Source organism: Desulfurobacteriaceae bacterium, from assembly GCA_039832905.1.
Classification (GTDB): Bacteria; Aquificota; Aquificia; order Desulfurobacteriales; family Desulfurobacteriaceae; genus Desulfurobacterium.
The window spans coordinates 1-15,211 of sequence record JBDOLX010000105.1 but is presented as its reverse complement, the minus strand read 5'-3'; the positions used below and the strand labels follow the sequence as shown (position 1 = coordinate 15,211).

Sequence of the window (15,211 nt, the reverse complement as noted above, 5' to 3'; positions counted from 1 at the left end):
GAATGCTTAAGATTTACCCCCTCAATCCTAAGCTTAACTTTTCTTTTTCATCTTCGAATTTTCGTTTTTATTGGGTTCTCGGTATTTTTTTGGAGGGTGAATATATAACTGTTTAAAAAGAAAGTGTTTAAATCGTATAGACGCATCAAATATTTTATTTCCTCTTCAAACAAAAATTCAAAGATGAAAAATATTACACAAATTCATATAAACAATCCTCTACAAGGTAAAAGAGAAGTGTTTAGGCATAACTATAAGGGGAGAAGAGTACGAGCAGGATCAATACAGTTTAATTCTAATGGAGAAAAAATATCCGAAAATACATCTTCTAAAAAACCTTTAGAGGATATTCTTAGTAATCTGAAAGAAAATCCTATTCTTATAGATCTTGCATCTCATGTTGATTATAGTTTTGATGAATTGGGAAATCTACATCTTTTGGTTGAGTTTGATAGAAAGAAACTCTATTTCTCTGAAGCTGTCACGTCTATTCCGTATGTAATTAAGTATCTATCAGAAGCAGAACATTTACCAGTTTATACTTATGTTGACTTTTACAATAGAGGAAAGTTGATTATTGGGATCAAAATACTTAACAGAGTTGCTCTTGATATTTACAGAAATATAGAGCCTGAGAAAAAAAATGTATTCCATTTCTATGTACTCAATAACTCAGAGCCTTACAAGAAAAATTCTTCTCTTTATGATATCTATCTAAAGTACTGTGAAAACGAAAGTTGGAGACTTGGACCATTTTGTAGAGAATTATTGAGTGATTGAAGAAGGGGATAATTGTGGAGATTGGACTTACAGGGCAAAATCAATGGAATTTGGGTAGCAAACTGAATTAATACAGGAAACCTAATATGGATAAAAGGAATCAGATTCATTTCACTTATAAAAAACTGCATACAGAAATAAAACATAAATTGCTAAGAGCAAGCCTTGAATCTTCCTTGGGAATTGCCAGTGCATTAGCTAATACTTATAGTTATTTAGATCTATTCGCTGGGGCTGGTATCTTTAAAGAAGGTGGAGGAATAGGGTCTCCTGTCATTGCCTATGAGACATTCAAAAAACATTATGAAAAAGATATTCCCAATCATAACGTAGAAACTTTTTGGATGCATTTGTGTGAGAAAGACGAATCTACGTATAGAGAACTAAATAGAAACATAAAAAAGCTTGGTATTAAAGAATCCCCTTTTATAAAAGGTTTTATACGGCGAGATTGGGAAGATGAAATTCAAACTATAAAAAAAGTTATAAGCAAAGCACCTTACGGATTCTTTTTTGTAGACCAGTTTTCCACAGAACTGGACTTACTGAAATTTCTTCCACTGCTGGAAGGTAATCCTTATGAGGTTCTGGTCTTCTTTAATCAGAATACTCTTTCAAGACAAAAGGGAAGACTGCATGAAAATGACATAAAGAGAATCTCTAAAGTTTTGGGAGTTCCTGAAAAAAAAGTGAGGGACATTCCTGATCCAGAATTTAAAGACTTTGTTATATCCACACTACAAAAACATTTCTCAAATTTCAGGAACTATGTGGCCATTGCAGCTATTCCTATAACAAGAGAAGGCTCTATTGTTGATATGGACTATTTCTATCTTTTGTTTGCTACAGGTCATCCTATTATAATGGATTCATTTCTATCTACATATAATGAAATCATTATAAAACGTCGTAAAGAGGTTTCACCAATGCATGCAAAACTTAAAGGGACACTTTTTAATCCAAGCCCTACTTACAACATAGAAGAAGATTTAATAAGCTTTTTAAGGGGAAAGAAATCCTGTACTCTGAATGAAGTTTTCCAGTTTCTATCACAAGAGTTTCTTTCTTGGAAAGCCTATGTTAGAAGTAATTATTCTGTTCCTACACTGAGAAATATAACTTATGCCCTAAGGCAGTTAGAGAAGCGAAGTATCGTCAATTTGAGCGGTCACGAGAAGTTTGTGTATAAAAGAGGTCCACGCAATAAATTAGGAGAGAAAGGTCAAATTAATCCTGATTACCTCAAGTCATATAAGCAACTCCAAGAAATCAAAGTAACTTACTGTTCTCGATTATAGAAGGCATTCCATCATAAATTTTCCCATCAAGCTCTCTTCCCGTTTTCTTTTTGTTTACTCCGCCCCACTGCTTGAAGAAGAAGGGCACGTTAAATTCTTCACAAATATCCCTTATTTCTCTTACCCACTCTGCTTTCATAGGACGAGCGTTAAACCCAGATTCTCCACCAACTATAACCCAGTCTATTCCCTGAATAACTTTTCTTAATCCTGAAACAGGACTAAGTAAAGGTTCCATAGATATAAACTTCACAACGGCAGGAACTTTTCTAAGATACTCTACCCTGTAGAGATACTTTTCAGATTCTACTGTAACACCAGCCCATATATTGGATGTCCAGTTGACCTTATCAGCAAACTCTGCAAGCCTTTCTGCTCTTTTAGTTAGCACCTGAAACGTATGCATTCTCGCATCGTTCATAACTCTAAAAATTTCCTTAATAAATTCCTCAGGAACGTCCTTGTGAAAGAGGTCTGACATAGAGCAGACAAAAATCATCCGTGGTGTTTTCCATCTTAACGGCTCATCAAGAGATTCTGGGTGGAGTGTGAGCTTAAAGCCGTTTCTATATTTCTTTACTCCCATCTTCTTTAGGCGAAGAGCTAACCTTTCAGCGTAGCAGTTCTTACAGCCGTCGCTTACTTTACTGCATCCTGTTATTGGGTTCCAACTGCTTTCTGTCCACTCTATTAAAGACTTTTCTGCCATATCAATTCCTCCTAATAACGGTAAATAATTATATGATTTTGTCTTTCTGTGTCCCACCTGTCCTAATATCCTTTCCTTTTCTTTCCTATCTTTTTGAGAACCCTAGTGAACTGTAAGTGTATATGGAGAAATCTCTACCATGGTAAGAGAAAACCTTGAGATCCAGAAAAAGCTTATTGAAAAGCTCGGAATTATTCCAGTTCCTCCAGTATTGGGAAAGGTAGAGAAAGTCTATGAAGTATCAGGGAAAGCTGACTTTTTAAACTGTATTTTTTCTGCTGATGTAAGACTAATAGAACTTACAGAAGGTGGGAACTTTAAGGACTCAGATCTTGTTATACCGGATGTTCCTATTCTTTCATTAGGAATTGGAAATAACAGGGGAATATTTTTCCTACCGGAAAAAGGATCAATAGTAAAAGTATCTTTCTTGTATGGATGTTTAACTTATCCAGTCATAGATGGAATACTTCCGTATAGAAAATCAATTCCACAACATAACAAAGATGATCTCGTAATAGCTGTTCCAAATGATGAAGTTGAGGAAGTTGGAAATAATAAGACGGAAGAGATTAAAAATCTGTGGCAAGTTTCTGCTAATACTATAAAAAAAGAAGCTAAAACTGTGTTTAGCTATACAGGAGAGTTTGTCCTTGATGGAAACTTAACTGTAAATGGAAACATAACGGCAACAGGAACTATTTTAACCTCTTCTACTTGTACAGCCCTTGGAGGACTTTTAACTACAGACGGTGGAGCAAATCTTAAAGTGGATGAATTCCTAACTATCTATAACTCCCATAATCACACAGGAGATAGTGGAGGTTCTACTTCAACTCCAAATCAAACATATTAGGGAGTGGAAAATGTCGACATGGAAAGATCTAACCTTAGCGGATGTGTTTCCTGCTCAAGCACAGGTATTAGACAAAATACATAAACAGGCGACAGACATTTTTAATAAATCTACAGCTGTAGCAGATCAACTTCAGAAGAAAATAGATGCAATAAACAACATTATCGGAACAACAACAGGACTTTTAGGGGATATAAAAGAGGCAGGTTTTTATGTTCTAATGTTAGAACCAAACTCTGGAGGTATTGTTCAAAGGATACAGTCAGCATCAAATCCACCACCAATTAATGCTTACTCTGCAGGAATTGTTATTGCAGTATCTGCTCCAGATTTGCCAACGATAGTAAATAAGTATCAAAAGTTAATGAACATTATTACAAGTCCTATAGAAATACCAGGTTAGAAGTGAATTATGGATTTTGGCATAGACATTTACTGTATAAACGGAGATTTTCAGGTTTTGCCTTCTGGGGACTTGACACTAGTTTCTGGTCTTCACTGCTTAGCTCAGGACATCATCAATAGACTCAAAACAGTAAAAGGTTCTCATTTTGCCCATCCCGATTATGGCATTGACCTACATCGCTTCATTAAACGCCAGTGGGATCCAATCACAGAGCTTGATCTTTTATCAGCTATAGGAGATGAAGTTGAAAAAGATCCAAGAGTTCTGGAAGCAAAGGCAACAAGAAAGAACTTAACACTTCGCTCTATAGAAATTCTTCTTACCGTTACACCTGTTGGTTTTAACAATCCTTTTAATCTCATCATCTCCATAGACAGAGATAGCGGTGAGGTTTACGCAAAAGTGGCAAACACGAGAGAGGGTTAAGCTATGATAGATTACGATGTCCTTCTGCAGGCTATCACTGATTACCCAACCTTTGAGCAGCTTCTCACAGAAAGCATTGCAATTTCAAGGCAGAAGAATCCCAAAATCACAAACTACAATGTAGGTGGTGTCTATAGAACTCTTCTTGAAGTGAATTCCGAACTCATTAAGCAACTTTATGACCTGCTCAAAGAACACATTGTCCCTAACCTTTTTGTTGTTACTGCACGCGGTAGTTGGCTGGATCTACATGCTGCAGGCTTGGGGATAGAGAGGAAACCAGCCAAAAAAGCCGTAGGCTACGTTCTATTTAGAAGAGAAGATACTTCTGGAAACGTTTTAATACCAAAGGGAACCATCATCAAAACTCCACCCAATATCTTCGGGGAAGAACTCCGTTACATAACCATAGAAGAGAAAGTCCTCCAAGATGGTCAATCTGAAGTTACAGTTAAGGTTGAATCCGAAGAAACAGGTGCAAAATACAATGTTGGCGAAGGTATGATTTCCATACTTACCACTTACATACCCGGTATAGACTCTGTTTACAATCCATCAAATTGGTTGATAGAGGAAGGAATGGATCAAGAGGATGATGAGTCTTTGCGTCAAAGATGTATTCTAAGGTGGACCACTCTATCGTTGCAGATAGCAGATTATTACAAATATTGGGCTTTATCCATTGATGGTGTAGTTGACGTTGAAATAGATGACCAGCATCCAAGAGGGCAAGGAACAGTTGACGTTTACATTGTCTCTACCGCTGGACTTCCAACAAATGATTTAATAGCAAAAGTTCAAGAAGTAATGAACCTTAAGAAGACTCCAGTAGCTGATGTTCTTGTTAAAGCTCCAACGCTCAAAGCTATAGATATTGATATAACCATTTACACTTATCCAGGCTTCACGGAAATAGACCTTATAAAAGCAGAAGCTGAAAGAAGAATAAATGCTCTCTTTGTATATAACGAAGAATACAAATCGGTAATCTTTGATTACGATAACCGTAGATTCAGAATCTCTAAAGACGTAACGATTTCGAGTCTCATTTATCCTCTAATGGAAATTGCAGGCGTTTCAAAAGTTGAGATTAATTCTCCATCGGCGGACGTTCCTGTTGCAAAAGGTGAACTTCCAGTGATTAACTCTTTGAACATCACCGTAGTTGAAGGAACAGAGTAATGGAAGATGTCAAGCTCGTAAAACTGATATGTGAAACTGGAGAGGAAGTTATTCTCCCAGTGGAAATTGAAAATGGAATTGAAATTCAAAAAAACATTCGCTGGGATGATATGTCTGGTGACGGGAACTCGTCCCTTTCTCGTGAATATCAGGGTTATGAACCTGCAATAATCACTGTTAATTTTTCTCTCTATGACGATGAAGACTCAGGAGTAACAGCGATTGAAAAAGCAGAAAAACTTAACAAACTCTTCACAAAGTTCGTCAACTCCCGTCCTGCAGTCTGGAAAATTGTTGACGTTCATACCCGAGCAAGAGGAATAAAGCAGGTACAGGTCTCATCTTTTAGAACGAGGGAAGTAGAGGATGGAATAGAGGCAGTTCTTGAATTAATAGAATACATTCCTCCAGAGCTTAACAAAGAGAAAAAAACTGTCCAAGCTGATACAGTATCTCAGAATCAAAAAACAAAAACCTGTACAGAGCAGAATACCTCTGAGTATTGCCGTCAATTGCTTGTGAAATGGGAAAAAGAAAAAATGGATGGTAAAACTCAACTTTCTTTTGATGAATGGGCAAAGCAGAAACCTATTCCACCTTCCGCTGATACAGATTCCCCAGTTGTGGATGCCTGATTGGCTCTGTCCCATCTGTCCTAATCAATTCTATTTTCCTGCCTTAATCTATTTCCATGAAATCTTCAGGAGAAGGAAATGGAGAATAGACCTCTCATTCTGCAGGCTTCTGCTTCAGGTTACGATTTAACGGAAACCGATGAATACGTTGAAATCCCGGTCAAGGCTATCTCTTCCGGGATAAAAATAACTCCTCTTGTTAACTACGAGCCGACAACCGTCGTTTTTTCTTCTCAGGCAGTTGAGAAAGCAGGGAAAACTCTCAAAGGGAAACCTGTCTTACTTGAACACTGGGAAAGAATAGAAAACATTGTTGGAGTAGTTTCAAAAACAGAAATCAAAGGAGACAAAGAAAAAGAACTCATGGCATTTTTAAGGATTCCAAAACAGGGACAGGAAAAACTCATTGCTCTAATAAAAATGAAACCTACTCCAATTAAAGCAGTTTCTATCGGAGGATCAATTAAGGAGTACACCGTTTCAGAAGGGGAGGAGAAGGTAATCACTATTGAAGATTTTGAAGCAGACGAAATTTCCCTCGTCTTTAGAGGTGCTCATCCAGACGCCAAAAGACTTGATGCTAAAAAAACCAATAATATGGAGGATAAGGTGGAAGAAAAGCTTAAAGCTTTACAGGCACAGGTAGAAAAGCTTCAGGCAGAACTAAAGCTCAAAGAAGGTGAAATCGAAAAACTCCAGGCTGAACTCAAAGCGAGAACAGAAGAAGTAGAGAAACTCAAAGCCGAAAAAGCAAAGCTTGAACTTGACCAACTGAAAGCACAAAAACTTTCAGAAGTTCCAGAAGATGTAAGAGACATACTAAAGGCATCACTTGAAGTTGCGACAACAAAAGAGCAGATAGAAAACCTTACCGCCACCTTTAAAGAAAATCTTCCAAGATTAACTGCAGGGACGGGAACAATCAATCCACCAACTGAGACAGAAACGAGAGAAGACTCTCCATTCATAACCTACTGAGAGGAGGAACTAAGTCATGTTCAGATATGAAAGAGACGATAGAGTGAGGGTTATTAATACTGGAACGAGCACTCTTGCAAAAGATACCCTCGCTAAAGTAGGTAACTGGATAGGAGTCCCTTTTGAGGACATTTTGCCTGGTGAAGAAGGAGTTCTAATAGTAAGAGGTGTCTTTGACGTTCCGGTGGCAGATCCATCTGTTGAGATTGCAAGTGGAACCCTTCTTCAGTATGCAGGAGATGGAAAAGTGAAACCATATGACAGCTCTGATGATACCAATCCAAAAATAGGAAAAGCTTTTAAAACAAAAGCAAGTGGTGAAGAAACCGTTTACATAACTCTTATGCCAGAGCTCTATTAGGAGGTTATTGGAAATGCCGGGAATAATCGTTAAGAATCCAGAAAAACTTCATGCAAGCCAGATTCTTTATGATGAAAAACTGAGAAAAGAATTTCTTTCTGCTATCGATAAATTCTTGAAAGCGGGACTCTATGACGAAACCGGAACTCCTATTCCAAGGAAAAGAGGAGAGGAAATCCTTAAAGCAAAACTTCAGGCTACTGCCTCTTATCCACCAGAGGCAATGAAACCTCCCAAGCCTGTAGTTGTGGACCTTGATAAGATACTTCCTGAAGTTGACGATCGCTGGATGCAGATATTTAGAACAGTAAATTCCGATTCTGAATTTGAAGAATATCAGGTAGGAAGCCAGACTGTAACCTTCAAGGAACTCAAGCCCGGTGAAACGGTTGAATTCACCTATTTCACTGAAGGTAAAACAGTGGCACTTAAGAACCTTACCTATGCGGCAGGAATTAAACTTTACAGAAACTGGTTTGAGGATAATAAATGGTGGAAAATAGAAGATGCAATCTGGAGAGCCAAAGTAGAAGCTGTTAACAATAAAGCAAAGTTTATGTGGAATCTTTTGAAAAATGCAAAGTACGAAGAGATAAGCTTTACAGATTCCTGGATAAAAACCCTAAATGCTGCATGGGCAAAACTTAGAAGGAACGTTGGAAGAGATTACCTTAAGAAACCAATTGCAGTCTGTGCTCCTGAAATTGCAGCTGCACTCTTACAGGCAAAGAAAGATTCTGCTGTTGCAGCTGAAAGAGGAGAAAGACTGACTTTTGATTTTGAGGTTATAGATACTGTTCACTATGACCCAACCGATCCAATTACACTTACACTTCCAAAGACTGATCAGTACTATCAACATAGACAAGGTCTAAGGACTGATAGGGATTTCAGCATTTCAACCCAGACTATAGATATCGTTTTCACCGAACGCTATAACGGAATCATTACAGATACAAGAACGGGGGTAAAAATCAAACTTCCTTAATAGTTGAGGGCTTTCTGCCCTCTTTCTTTAAAGGAGTTGGTGGATGATTGATATAAAGACAATTACCCAGAAAGCCTTAATTAGACTCCCCTTTGCATCTGAAGAAATTGCCCTAGAGCTGGCGAATGACTACGTTAACGAGCCAAATGAGAACATTGCTCTTTACAAACTCTGTATTGCTCTTATTGCAAGAGAAATTTCTTCTCTTCAGTCAGCAAGAATTGGAGACCTTGAGGCAAAAGAAACAGACAGACTTAACAGCTTAAAAGAAACGCTCTCCCATTACGAAAAACTTCTGAAACAGGAAGAAGCAAGAATCAAGTTTGCTGGCGGCATCGTAGAACTCTCACCGGAGGAACCTGTTTATGATTGATTCTGGAGTCTTTGAGAGACTCTTTAGGAATTTCCCTTTTGAGAAAACAGAAATTACAGTTACAAAACCTAACGGTATAACTTTTGCAACTGAAGGTTATTTATCACTCTTATCCTCAGAAGCCTCTACTGATGAGTTAGGTTTTATTGAGAAAAACACTTCCACTGCTTTCCTTTCTGGAAGGGTAGATATTGAGATTGGGGATCAGCTTACCGCTCATGGAAGAACGTTTAGAGTAATCTCTCTACAGGATTACATGGTGGGAAGCAAGAAAGTAGCACTAAAGGCAGAACTGGAGCTGGTTGATGTCTGATGACAGGGAGAAGAACCTTCACAACAAACTTAAACGCCTTGCCCTTGAAGCAAGAAAAAGGATGCTCAAAGACGGCTTAGCTCTTGAAAAGGAAGTTATCAAACTCCTTCAGGAAACTCAAAAGGAAATAGTTCATCTACTTGCCCAGGAGGATGATGAAGTTACACCTTACCAAGTCTGGAGACTCAATAAACTGAAAAAGGAAATAGACAAAATCATTTACGGTTCTAAAAGGCAAGAAGGTTTCAATAAAAAACTTAACAACCTCTTGAAAGAGCAAATCCAAAAACAAAAAGCAAATGCCGAGAAACATACAGAAGAGCTTGCAAAATTAATCCAAAAAGAGTTTTCAGACGCCGTTCCGGTTTCAACTTCTCTTTTTAAGGTTCCCACAGAAACGGTAAAGTTTCTAACCACTTATGCTTTGACTTTTTCAGACAAGCTTTCCGACGATCTTGTCAATGCCATCAAGAGAGAGCTTTCTCTTGGAATCCTGCAGGGAGAGTCCATTCCAAAAATAGCAAGAAGAATCGCAAAACTTCCCTTACATTCAAACAAAGTATTCAGAGATCTTTACAGTAGAGCTGTTGCTATAGCAAGAACAGAAACTGCTAGAGCCTACACCCAGAGTAATCTTGCCATCTGGCAAAAGATGGAAGTAACGGAAATTAAATGGCTGTGTGGTAAGACTCCATGTCCAAAGTGTGAAGCCCGTTGTGGAAGAATCTTCAAGAGAGAAGTTGCTAACGACATTCCCTTACATCCACACTGCACATGTGTTGCAGTTCCGGTAGCAACAAAAAATGCGGATCTTGTTTCAAAAGAAGAAAGAGAATTCAGCAAAAGGAAAACCAAGGACATAAAAAAGTGTTCTACTATTTTCAGCATGGCGAGAAGGGAAACCTTGGAATGGCAATCAGAAAAAGAGTTTGAAAAGAAACTTCAAAAGCACCTTCCAAAGTTTTTCAAGGTCAAATGGGAAAATCTGACAGAGGAGAGCAGACAGAAGTATAGAAAGAAACTACAAGAACTTTTGAGAGATACAATTCTTAAAGCTTCAAGGATTTTTTATTTTGATGATATAAGAGGTTCCGGGAAGTATTTTTTTGTTAGATATAAAACAGGAACTATTGCAATTATTGACGCAGAAACGCTGAATATTAGAACCTTTTTCAAAGTTACTCATGAAAAAGGTAGCACTCCAATGGAACAGTGTATAAATTACGTTAATAAACAGGTAGAGAGAGTAGAAGAATACAACAGACAACATAGTAGTAAATTAGAGTTTCGGAAACTTGGTGATGGCAAAGGAAAATCTTAAAGAACTTGAAAGATACCTTGATATTTTACTAGAACAAGGATATGACGATGACGATTTTCTTGCTACAGATGCTCCTGTCCTTGAGGAAGCCTTAACTATTCCCCAACTGAAGGAAAAGGCAGAAGAGTTTATTGGGAAACATAAAGAAGAGATTCTTTTCTATAACCCAGATATATTTCTCCAAAAACATTATCCAAACATTTATGGTTGCATAGTTGCTTTTGAGCTTACCTGAGTCCCACCTGTCCTAATCAGATTTAAACTCTCTCCTTAATTTCTCTCTAAAACCCTTTGGAGTTCAGTATGGGCTTTTTTGATATTTTTCGTTCACCTATCAGGAAAGCTATCACATTCATTGACAATTTCCTACCTTCTGCCGAAGATGACTTATCTCAACTTGATCCCGAAATACTAAAGAAAGCTTATAGAGAAAGCTTTTTTGTCAAAGCAATTGTTAACATATCCGCAAGTTTCCTTTTCTCAGAACTTCCTTCTATCGAAGCGGAAGATGAAGAGGCTCAAGAAATACTCAATGAAATCTGGACAAACAACCATGAACTTCTGATTTCAATAGCAAGAGACTGTTCACTTGCAGGGAACGGTTATATTTTTGTTGGGTACAAGAATGGTATTGACCTTATTTCCTTGTTTCCAGGTAAAGTAACCATAAAACCTAATCCCCTCGACCTTAGAGATTATGAAAAAATCACTATAACTCACAGACTTCCTTTTGAACTTGGTGGGGAAGAGATAAGACAAGAATTAACAAAAGACCGCATTAAACTTTTCAAGAACGGTAAACTTATAGAAAGCCGTTCCAACCGCATTAAGGAAATTCCTGTCGTACACATTGCCTACGAAAGATTTAATGGCGAGCTTTACGGAACTGGAGACATAAACGAAGCCCTTTATAAGGTTATCAGAGCTTATGAAGACACCATTGAAGCTGCCAGGAAAAATATTAAGTACCACGGTACACCAATTCCCGTGATAGAAACAGAGGATACACAATTCCTTGAAAAACAAATCAAAGAAGGAAAATGGACTTCTCAGAAAGCTCTTGTTTTACCCTCAGGCAGCAAAGCCTATTTCCTTGAATCCCAAAGACCCTTTGGAGAACTTAAAGACTTTTTACAAACTCTCTTTTACAACATAGTTATCCTTTCTGAAACTCCAGAATTCCTATTTGGTTCTCATACTCCTTCATCTTGGGCAAGCGTGAAAGAGCAACTTCATCCAATAATTAGAAAAACTAAGAGACGTCAATTAATCTGGAAAGAAGCTCTCCAGAAAGCTAATAGATTGATTCTTAAAACCCTTGAAGCTTATGAAGGCAAAAAGTTTTCTTCCTATAAGACAACCGTTCAATTTCCAGAACCAAGCAAGAAAGACCTTGAAGCAGTTGTCAGGTCTGTTGCACAGCTTGTTGGAAGTGGAATCATTTCTCCAAAGGAAGGTAGAGAGGTTGTTAAGGATCTCCTGCCTGAAATTGTTCAGGCTGAGCAGGAGTCTTCTGACTACAACCCGGACAAGAACTGGAATGAGGATGAGAAGTGAGTGGAGTCTTTGGTTTCGACAAACTCAATAATTGGATAGAAAAAAACCTTAAAGAGTTTAAACAGCGTCGCCAGAGAGTTCTAAAAGATATGGCTACATTAGCCCAAAAAGTTGCAGTTGAAAATGCACCCCACGATACGGGAACTCTAAGAAGGTCTATTCAAATAGAGTATGGAGAAGGCTGGGCAGTTGTTGGTACAAACCTCGAATACGCCCCAGCTCACGAATTTGGAGCAACAATAAAACCCTTCAAAGCTAAATACTTAGCAATTCCTGTCTCCAAGCAAATTAGAAAGAAAGTTGAAAAATTTGGAAGCGTGAGAGCTTACTTAAGTGCTATGAAAATGAGTGGTTACTCCGTATTTATTAGAGATGGTGTAATCTTCATTCAGAAAGGCAATGTAAAACCAAAACCTCAATTCAAATTACGAAAGCAAGTAAAAATTAAACCTAAAAGGTTTTTTGAGAAAGCAAAAACAGAAGTTGCGGAAAAATTTCCTAGTCATACCATCAAAACAATTGTTCGAGGTAAATAATGGATTGGGCGGCTGATTGGTTTAGGGTTGGTGTAGTATTAGAAGTTGTTGATAAATTTACCTCTCCTCTTCAAAAACTCCACTTAGAGGTCCAAAAGGCAAAAAAAGCTCTTGAGGATCTATGGGGAGTTTCTTCAAAATTGGTTGAACTTGGAAAACAAATTGCCATTATTGGTGGAACGATCTCAGGAACTTTTGCTTTTCCTATTTACGAAGCTATCAAGTACGAGCAAGTTATGGCAGAATTTAATAAAGTTGTTGGAGCTTCCCAAAGGGAGCTCACAAAATTCTCTACAACCTTCATGAAACTTTCTACTCAAATTCCTCTTCCCCGTAATGAGATAGTGAAACTTTCTGCTAGTCTTGCTCAGATGGATGAAACTCTAAAAGGAAAGCAGTTAGTTGAATTTACAAAGTTGGTAGCTAAAGCTGCTTTTGCTTTTGATATGTTGCCCGAAGAAGCAGGTGAAGCTTTCGGACAGATCAGGAGAGCTTTCGGGATACCCACAATCGGATTATTAAGAGAAGTAGGAGACACTATTAACTATCTTTCAAACACAATGGGAGCCAAAGCGAGGGATATTATCAATATCCTGAAACGAGTTGGTGGAGCTGCCCAGCAGTTGGGTTTAGATGCCAAAAAGGTTGCTGTCTTTGGAGCAGTATTAAAAGAAACCGGTAGAGCTCCCGAAGAGGTGGGTACAGCTCTAAATGCTTTCTTTATTCATCTTCAAGCTATGGATTCGGGAGTTAAAAAAGCTCTTAGAATTCTTGGAATTACAAATCAAGAATTTATGGAGCTCCGAAAAACTAATCCTGAAGCTGCAATTTTAAGGTTACTGGAAAGCTTAAAAAAATTAGATGAAACGAAACGAATGCAAGTTTTACAATCGATGGTAGGAATGGAACATACAGGAAAATTAACCGTTTTGGTCAACAACCTCGACCGCCTCAAACAAAAATTAGCCGAAATTTCTGGTAAGAAATACTTAGGTTCAATGGAACAGGAGTTCCGAGCTCTTTCAAGAACAACTGAAGCTCAACTTCAGAAACTAAAAAATGCACTTTCCAATATAGTTACAACTATAGGTTCTGTTTTTCTTCCTTCTATTAATGCTATTGCTTCTGCATTTACTTGCATTCTCTCACCGATTGCAACTTTTATGAGTCAGCATCAAACTCTTGCGAAAGTAGTTCTCCTTCCTATTGGGGCTTTTGGAGCTCTGACTCTCACCGTTGGTGGATTTCTGGCTGTTCTTGGACTCTTGGGAATGGGAATTGTAAAAGGAATAGCATCGCTTGCAACTCTGAAAAAATCTCTAAAAGAAACTATCGATGTGCTGAAATTTGGAACGACTGTACAGCCGAACACTATGAATTATATTGTGCCGACGAGACAAACTGTTTCCTACAAAAGCATATTTAAATCCGTCTTTACGGAAATAAAAAGAACTGCTATTTCTGCTTTTGAAGCAATCCGTACATTTTCAGTTTCAGCAGCAAGGAGCTTAATTACAGGTTTTGTTCCAACATTGAGGATTACAGCTTCAGCAATCAAAGCAGCTACGGTTCAAGCAATTCGGTTTACATTCACTCCGATGGGAGCAGTTATTACAGCTATAGCATTTGGTGCTTATGCTATCTACAAAAACTGGGATAAAGTCAAAAAATCCTTTTCTGGAATTTGGCAGTATTTGTACCTTGATAGGATCAAGGCATTCTTCATGGGATTTAAAGAAGGTTTTTCTTACATCAACCAAGCTCTTCAGCCTATAAAAGAAGCTTTCGCCAATCTTGGACAGGCTATATCTCCACTGATTAATGTAGTAGGTAGGTTATTTGGATTAGATGTTAAACCAAACAACAATGCTTTTCTGACATTTGCAAGATTAGGGCTTCAAGCAGCAAAGGGTATAGCTTGGATAATAGGTAAAATTGCCAGTGGTCTTGCATTCTTCATCAATTTAACAGCTTCTGCCGTTAGCTTTGTAACCAGATATTGGGGAACTCTCCTGAAAGTTTTTCTATGGATTAATCCAATAACATTTCCAATCATAGCATTTAAGAAACTATACGACTTTAGTGAACTACTCCGCCCTTACGGACGGAGCTTCTGGTAGGGGATTGTCTCCCCATCCAGAAGACCCGCAAGGGGATTCCTGCTTCAGCGAGGGATAGCTAACACTCCCTTCTGGAAGTGCCCCGCCAGTGCCCTCTCCACAGGCGTAAGTTCGGGTCGCTCCGACCCTACCACCCGTAAGGTGGGTGAACCCTATAGCTAATCTTTGAGCTTTTCCTTTCAGAAACCACTCAATAGCGGAGGCTGGCATTACACCTTACTATTTCGCTCTCCGCCACAAGTATTATAGCGAATCAATGCCTTACGGCATCGCTCTGTATCCCCTCCCTTACGGAAGGGGACTTAGAGCGTATTTTTAGTTAAATCCATAAATCTTTTTGAAGCAGGAAAAAGAATCCTTGAGACTCTGACA

At 38.2% G+C, this 15,211-nt stretch carries 18 protein-coding genes; 17 read left to right on the top strand and 1 reads right to left on the bottom strand.

Features of this window, described 5'->3' with window-relative positions:
• The first annotated feature begins 183 nt into the window (after nt 1-183).
• Both ABGX27_08020 and tcmP read left to right on the top strand, forming a co-directional pair.
• The gene (locus tag ABGX27_08020) at nt 184-780 is read left to right on the top strand and encodes a hypothetical protein (GenBank protein MEO2069435.1); all 597 of its coding nucleotides are present in this window, start codon (nt 184-186) and stop codon (nt 778-780) included.
• 86 nt (nt 781-866) lie between these two features.
• Nucleotides 867-2,078, top strand: coding sequence for a three-Cys-motif partner protein TcmP (gene tcmP, locus ABGX27_08015; protein ID MEO2069434.1), 1,212 nt, complete (start codon nt 867-869; stop codon nt 2,076-2,078).
• Here tcmP and ABGX27_08010 read toward each other — a convergent pair.
• Entirely contained in the window at nt 2,050-2,787 is a 738-nt protein-coding gene (locus ABGX27_08010) for a phage Gp37/Gp68 family protein (GenBank protein ID MEO2069433.1), read from the bottom strand. The genes tcmP and ABGX27_08010 overlap by 29 nt on opposite strands.
• Nucleotides 2,788-2,926: 139 nt before the next feature.
• Between ABGX27_08010 and ABGX27_08005 the strand changes: the two genes are divergently transcribed.
• From ABGX27_08005 to ABGX27_07935, 15 genes are all read left to right on the top strand, one after another.
• Nucleotides 2,927-3,643: a hypothetical protein gene (locus ABGX27_08005; GenBank protein MEO2069432.1), complete on the top strand. Its 717-nt coding sequence runs from the start codon at nt 2,927-2,929 to the stop codon at nt 3,641-3,643.
• Between the two features lie 10 nt (nt 3,644-3,653).
• Nucleotides 3,654-4,046 carry a hypothetical protein gene (locus ABGX27_08000; protein MEO2069431.1) on the top strand — a complete coding sequence of 131 codons (393 nt, stop codon included), beginning with the start codon at nt 3,654-3,656 and terminating at the stop codon, nt 4,044-4,046.
• A gap of 9 nt (nt 4,047-4,055) precedes the next feature.
• Nucleotides 4,056-4,475, top strand: coding sequence for a hypothetical protein (locus tag ABGX27_07995; protein MEO2069430.1), 420 nt, complete (start codon nt 4,056-4,058; stop codon nt 4,473-4,475).
• A gap of 3 nt (nt 4,476-4,478) precedes the next feature.
• Entirely contained in the window at nt 4,479-5,657 is a 1,179-nt protein-coding gene (locus tag ABGX27_07990; protein MEO2069429.1) for a baseplate J/gp47 family protein, read from the top strand.
• Nucleotides 5,657-6,292, top strand: coding sequence for a hypothetical protein (locus ABGX27_07985; protein MEO2069428.1), 636 nt, complete (start codon nt 5,657-5,659; stop codon nt 6,290-6,292). Before ABGX27_07990 ends, ABGX27_07985 begins: the two co-directional genes overlap by 1 nt.
• A 78-nt stretch (nt 6,293-6,370) precedes the next feature.
• Entirely contained in the window at nt 6,371-7,270 is a 900-nt protein-coding gene (locus ABGX27_07980) for a hypothetical protein (protein ID MEO2069427.1), read from the top strand.
• Nucleotides 7,271-7,286: 16 nt separating this feature from the next.
• Nucleotides 7,287-7,631 (top strand): DUF2190 family protein, encoded by a 345-nt coding sequence (locus tag ABGX27_07975; GenBank protein MEO2069426.1) that lies wholly within the window; start codon nt 7,287-7,289, stop codon nt 7,629-7,631.
• A gap of 13 nt (nt 7,632-7,644) precedes the next feature.
• A complete protein-coding gene (locus ABGX27_07970) occupies nt 7,645-8,619 on the top strand; it encodes a hypothetical protein (GenBank protein ID MEO2069425.1) in 975 nt (324 codons plus the stop codon).
• Between the two features lie 43 nt (nt 8,620-8,662).
• Nucleotides 8,663-8,992 (top strand): hypothetical protein, encoded by a 330-nt coding sequence (locus ABGX27_07965; GenBank protein ID MEO2069424.1) that lies wholly within the window; start codon nt 8,663-8,665, stop codon nt 8,990-8,992.
• Nucleotides 8,985-9,305: a hypothetical protein gene (locus ABGX27_07960; GenBank protein ID MEO2069423.1), complete on the top strand. Its 321-nt coding sequence runs from the start codon at nt 8,985-8,987 to the stop codon at nt 9,303-9,305. Before ABGX27_07965 ends, ABGX27_07960 begins: the two co-directional genes overlap by 8 nt.
• Complete coding sequence (locus ABGX27_07955) at nt 9,298-10,626, top strand: hypothetical protein (protein ID MEO2069422.1); 1,329 nt, start codon at nt 9,298-9,300, stop codon at nt 10,624-10,626. The genes ABGX27_07960 and ABGX27_07955 overlap by 8 nt, the downstream gene beginning before the upstream one ends.
• Entirely contained in the window at nt 10,607-10,861 is a 255-nt protein-coding gene (locus tag ABGX27_07950; protein MEO2069421.1) for a hypothetical protein, read from the top strand. The genes ABGX27_07955 and ABGX27_07950 overlap by 20 nt, the downstream gene beginning before the upstream one ends.
• Before the next feature lie 68 nt (nt 10,862-10,929).
• Complete coding sequence (locus ABGX27_07945; GenBank protein MEO2069420.1) at nt 10,930-12,183, top strand: phage portal protein; 1,254 nt, start codon at nt 10,930-10,932, stop codon at nt 12,181-12,183.
• Nucleotides 12,180-12,719, top strand: coding sequence for an HK97 gp10 family phage protein (locus ABGX27_07940; protein ID MEO2069419.1), 540 nt, complete (start codon nt 12,180-12,182; stop codon nt 12,717-12,719). The genes ABGX27_07945 and ABGX27_07940 overlap by 4 nt, the downstream gene beginning before the upstream one ends.
• A complete protein-coding gene (locus tag ABGX27_07935) occupies nt 12,719-14,839 on the top strand; it encodes a phage tail tape measure protein (protein MEO2069418.1) in 2,121 nt (706 codons plus the stop codon). The genes ABGX27_07940 and ABGX27_07935 overlap by 1 nt, the downstream gene beginning before the upstream one ends.
• Nucleotides 14,840-15,211: the final 372 nt, after the last annotated feature.